General features: G+C 38.3%; 4 protein-coding genes and 2 pseudogenes. All 6 read right to left on the bottom strand.

Annotated features, from left to right (window positions below; all coding sequences use genetic code 11):
• Positions 1-360 (bottom strand): annotated as a pseudogene (locus JIG37_RS17865) (type I restriction endonuclease); the annotation flags it as partial.
• 309 nt (positions 361-669) lie between these two features.
• The gene (locus tag JIG37_RS17860; RefSeq protein ID WP_199529981.1) at positions 670-1230 is read right to left on the bottom strand and encodes a hypothetical protein; all 561 of its coding nucleotides are present in this window, start codon (positions 1228-1230) and stop codon (positions 670-672) included.
• Positions 1231-1389: 159 nt separating this feature from the next.
• Complete coding sequence (locus tag JIG37_RS17855) at positions 1390-2457, bottom strand: macro domain-containing protein (RefSeq protein WP_199529980.1); 1068 nt, start codon at positions 2455-2457, stop codon at positions 1390-1392.
• A 7-nt stretch (positions 2458-2464) separates the two neighbouring features.
• Positions 2465-3073 carry a DUF4433 domain-containing protein gene (locus JIG37_RS17850; protein ID WP_199529979.1) on the bottom strand — a complete coding sequence of 203 codons (609 nt, stop codon included), beginning with the start codon at positions 3071-3073 and terminating at the stop codon, positions 2465-2467.
• Between the two features lie 81 nt (positions 3074-3154).
• A complete protein-coding gene (locus tag JIG37_RS17845) occupies positions 3155-4474 on the bottom strand; it encodes a hypothetical protein (protein ID WP_199529978.1) in 1320 nt (439 codons plus the stop codon).
• A gap of 24 nt (positions 4475-4498) precedes the next feature.
• Positions 4499-5192: pseudogene (locus JIG37_RS17840) on the bottom strand (DEAD/DEAH box helicase); the annotation flags it as partial.

The raw sequence follows: 5192 nt of genomic DNA, 5'->3' as shown, positions 1-5192 counted from the left end.
TCCGACACCCGATAAACCAACAGCACGGGTTAACTGTGCATCTTCAACACGCCACGGAGCCCAAAACTCTAATGGGCAGCGTATTGCACCATAAAACAACTCACGTCCTTCGGTAGCAAACGACAAAATATTAGGCACAAATAATTGCGGTACAGCGTTTTCGTAAATGCTGTGTACTTCATGGGCGCCATCTAACCATGTAACTGATGGGCGAATAGGTGTTTTTGCTTCACCCACTACAACAGGAATACCGTTAATCATTAATACCACATCAGGTATTTTGGTTTCCCTGTGGTGGATACGGAATTGGTTAGTTACCACATAATCATTTTGAGTTAAGTCTTCAAAATCGATTAACTTAACCCGGGAACCACTGCATTCCTGCTCTACTCATTTGATTTATATGACCTTTAATTAAAGACCGCAGCCTATGGGTACTAATGTGGGTACTAAAAGTAAAACTATGCTTTTGTACTTTCCTTTACATAGAGAGTTTACTACATAATTGGTGCTTGGTTCTTTGTAAAGTTATTTGCCTTGAGTCACTAAGTTTTATTGAATGGTTACCACCCAACACCTGATGCAGCCTTTATTAGGATACCTTGAAACATATAGCTCAAGCTATTCAAAATTCTCTTCAATAAATCAGCTAAGAAAAGATGAAGTTGCTTAAATAGCCCCTTTTAGCTTCTCGTTGTAATCAACCTGATTTTCAATAGCTTGCCACAAGCCAGTGCCATTAAACACAACCACTTCATCATATTCATTTTTTATTTCAACCCTGCCTTCAGCAAAAGCATTTACGACGTATTGAAAGCCTTCATTTGTAGCAGGACTCAAAAAGCTAGTGTTATTAAAATTTTCAGTCTCGTATTTTACCCATTTTCCGTTTACTTCAAACTTATACTCTTGATATGTATACTCTTCCAATAAGCCCAAATCTAAATCATACAGTAAACTCCCTTTTGGCCCCCTAGTTAAACGGGAGGCTTTCATTAAAAAAGTTAGCCCCTTACCTTCACTATCAATAAAAACATACGGTTGCCCAAGGGCTCGCGTACCGCCCGTCCCCTTAACAAGTTCTTTAAAAGTTGGTATAGAGTTTAAATATTGATATCCATCATTTTGATACCACTTCGAAACATTGATATGCGAGCTCATTTTAAAATACAAGAAAGCAGCAATTCCGATACATGCTACCCCTAGTAAGAACAATATATTTTTTTTCATTAATCACATCCTAGTTGTTTAAAGTTTCCAAGTGTTATTTTATGGATTATAACGAAGTAGGCAGTTGACTTAAATAAGGCGAAGATGGATACATGGTAGTTTTGTAGAAGAAATTACAAGTATAAAAAGGGAAGCTACACGCTTCCCTTTAAAGTAGTTTTAAGCTGTTTGTGCTTTTAAATTTAGCCAGTCTTCTTGTTTTAGCTTGTTCCAAGCAGCAAGGATATGAGCGGGTTTCATTTTTGATTTTCGTGCATTCCAGCTATGCACTGCATTAATAAGCGCGTCGTCAGTAATGTTATTATCTTCAAGCTCATTAGTGGCAACCCAATGAACCGTTGAAAGTAACTCCATACCGTTTTGCGACTCAAAGCCTTCTATTAGCCTGGCTACTTTGTCAAATCGCTGCTTGGTCTCTGGGCACGCCTCCAAATAGTTAAGCGCTTCAATAGCCGCATCATCTTTAAGCTCTATAGGCGTATCAGGCTTGTTTATGCCATCTGCGTAACCAGTAATAAAGTGGCCTTCCATTTTATCGAGAACATGGCGTAATACATCAGCATAAGGGCCGTAATGATGCTTTTTAAACACCACTTTATTTAAAGGCTCGCCCGCTGCTGTTAAAAAATACACAAGCTTTTGTACTTCAAGCAATGATAAGCGATAACCAAACCCTGTAGAGGTATAACGCTCTATCAAACCAAGCACGGCAGCTCTTCCCAAAGTCATACAGGGTCTTTTCGTTTTATTAGGCATAGCTTGAGCGCTTGGTGCATTTTGTGGTGGATATACACGCCATTCAACACCTGGTAATTCACTTAAAGAGCTCTGTATAAGTAAATCAACAGCATGCCAATCTAGACCTCCTAAGCCGCTGCCTAATGCAGGTAATGCGACGGATTTAAGCCCTAAGCGTTTTACTTCAGATTTTAAACTACTAAGCCCATGCTCTATATATTCGAGCTTAGACTTAGCCTTCCAATGCGCTTTAGTCGGAAAGTTAATAATATAAAATGGTGCATTAATAGAGTTAAGCTCAACAGTTAACACCTCACCTGTTACCAGCTCTTGGTCATCACAAGCTTTTTTATAAATCTTAAAATTATCAGGAAAGGCTTTTTTAAATTGCAAAGCCAGCCCTTTACCCATTACCCCTACAGTATTAACTGTGTTGATAATAGCATCAGCTTGATCATGCAAAATATTGCCAGTTTGATAAGTAATCATATTAACCTCAGTAGTACCACTGTGGCATAACTAATACCTCAGGTTTATGTTGCGCATTTTGAAGTAGGGCATTCACTTCGTCAGCTACAACTTGCGATTTTACGCCTATTTTCCGAATAGCTGCCCATTGTACAGACTCAAATGCTAAGAACTCAGCTTGTTTTTCTTCTTTAAAGTCCTGCCAATAACGCTCATTAATAATTCGATTAATATCTAGCTCATGTATACGTGTAAAATCATCAATTTGCTCTGCATAGTCTAAGTCAGCATGAATATCTGTAAAAAAGCAATTTTGATTTCCCAGGCGCACTGTTTCTATATCACTAATTAAGTGTAATACCTTATCTTGCCCACCGTCAAAGTCGTCATGCCCACAATAAATAACGTACAACATGACTGAACGCGGACAAAAATTAAATGGCACATACTGGCCAATCGTACCACCCGCAGCCACTTTTACAGGGCGAACTAAACGACGTTGCTTAATATGGTTATAGCCAATATTTCGGTTAATCAAACCAAGCTCAATACGTTTAGCGTCAGACCATAAGCAACCTTGACCTAAAATGCTAGCCAGGTTATCAATGTGCGTTATATGAGATACTGATACTGTCATGAAATCCTCATAACCTAAAATTCTTTAACTCGCTTAAATTCCAACATGAAATCAGTGTAAACGTAAATAACAACTAAAAACCTAGTCGTAATCCCTTGGTTCACCGCTAACTGTTAGCTCATAATCTTGTAAGCCCAAATAGCCCATAACAGGCTGGCATTTGGCCTCAACACTTACAGTTATATCCCTTCCCGGAACATCTGACTCCCTTCGATGAGAACCACTCGCATAGCCACTTAATTTTACATCAAAGCTTGTATTAAAATTATAAACATCAACTGATAACTCAATTTCATCAAAAATGGTATCTGTTTCAGCCATCGGTCCTGATAACTCATCTCCCATTAACAAATCATATGAATCTTCATTAACCCTTTCTGAGATTTCTTCGGCTAATGTATCTTCTGATATAAGCTTAAAAGGCAGGTTCTCAAATAACATTTGAATATGCTCAAATATTAAATCCGGACTTAAGTTTTCATTCTCTGAATCTTCTAGTTCACATATATCATCTAACTTTTTAGCTAAATCGTTATCTAAAATGATATATTTAAGTTTACTCAGATTCTCATTATTAAAATCTTTGTCATTTATAAGGTCATCAGCTATTTCATAGCCAAAAACAGCTGCAACACATGAGGCAAGCCCTGATGCTGCAAGTGTAACCCCATCCTCTTTTAAAGAGTTAGACAGTAAATCCATAAAGTAAAAAACAGCGGGAAACCGATGCGAAGCCATAGTGGCGTTATGAATTGCAGACTGCTCTTCATACCGTTGCTTTTCTTTGGTTGCTTTGCGTTGCTTTTCTTCGAGCTCTAAACGCTTTTTCTCTAAACTAATTTGTTCAGCTTCAGCATCTGCTTTAGCTTTATCAGCTATTGCTGTAGCTGCTTCAACTTTCTTATCAATGTAATCTCGAATTTTATTTCTTCGCTCTACCCTATCTTTTTCTTTTTGAATATCTAACGCTACATCTTGTGCTAAAAAGTCTTTTTCAGGGTTTGTTCTAAGCCTTTCTTTATTAAGCTCCCATTGCTTTTTAGTATGTTCGATATCTAAATCAACAGCATGTGAATGCTGCAAAACAGCTGTCTTTTTTTGCTTTTCTTTCACCCATAAAGAAGCCCAAGGAAGTATAAATAAGTAGCCTATAGTTAGTACTGTCGGTATTACTAATAAATCTAAATCTTGTTTTAATAGACTTGGATTTGACAACACAGACATACTTTCGACTAAAGCATTTATTCTTTTCTCTAAGTCGCCTTTACCCCAAAACAAAAGCGCTAATTTATCCCAGTTACAAAAACACCATGAAACAATAAACGTTCCTGCTATGGGATCTTTGATTCTGGTCTTTGCATTACCTTTTATCGTAGACCAGATGTCATCTAAAACTTGCATACCCAGCCCCTAAAATAATTGTCATCAATAATATTCCTTTATATACCCATACGCTCTATCAAACAGTATTTGGTCTGTGTGGAGTTTGTATTTGAGTAATGCTTTGCGTAGTGACTTTTGTACTTCGCGTTCGCCGCCGGTTGTCCCTTGCCAGCCAGGGAAGCGAACAACACGTACAATGGCGTCTATGTCGGTTACTATGCGCTCTACTACTGCGGGGGTTTGATCGTCTTTAAGCTCTAAAAACAGGTCTGTTAATGCGGCTTTGGGTGTTTTTTCTTGCAGTTCGTCGTCTAATTCTTTTTCTGCCTGGACGGTTTCTTTGGCAATTTTGCACAGCTCTTTAACAAAGTCGATTGAGGCTATTAGGCCTTTTTCGGCTTTGTCGCGAAGGGCTTCTAATCGTTCGCTTAACGATTTAAATACAGGTAAGTCGCCACGGTCTTTAAAACGCTTTGCGAGCTCTTTTTCAAGCTGTTTTGTTTTACGTGGGTCTGGGTTATTAAATATGTTTTCGATAACGTCAGCATCAAGCACAAACTCTTCTAGGTTGTGCACATTACCTACATGCACGTTATCGTGTATGAGTTGTGTTGTTTGTGCGCCTAGCGTTAGCCATAACAACTTACCAATGTTATCTGAGGCAGGTTTTACCGACTCATAAACCTGGGCTAGCCATTTGTAATCTTCGTTGTATTCATCAAGTACACTATCAGGT

Source organism: Pseudoalteromonas sp. bablab_jr010 (genome assembly GCF_016464105.1).
Lineage (GTDB): Bacteria > Pseudomonadota > Gammaproteobacteria > Enterobacterales > Alteromonadaceae > Pseudoalteromonas > Pseudoalteromonas simplex.
This window is presented reverse-complemented; position numbering and strand designations above follow the sequence as displayed.

Coding starts and splice junctions, on each gene's coding strand:
- JIG37_RS17845 (WP_199529978.1), bottom strand. CDS start 4,474: ATGCAAGTTTTAGATGACATCTGGTCTACGATAAAAGGTAATGCAAAG.
- JIG37_RS17855 (WP_199529980.1), bottom strand. CDS start 2,457: ATGATTACTTATCAAACTGGCAATATTTTGCATGATCAAGCTGATGCT.
- JIG37_RS17860 (WP_199529981.1), bottom strand. CDS start 1,230: ATGAAAAAAAATATATTGTTCTTACTAGGGGTAGCATGTATCGGAATT.
- JIG37_RS17850 (WP_199529979.1), bottom strand. CDS start 3,073: ATGACAGTATCAGTATCTCATATAACGCACATTGATAACCTGGCTAGC.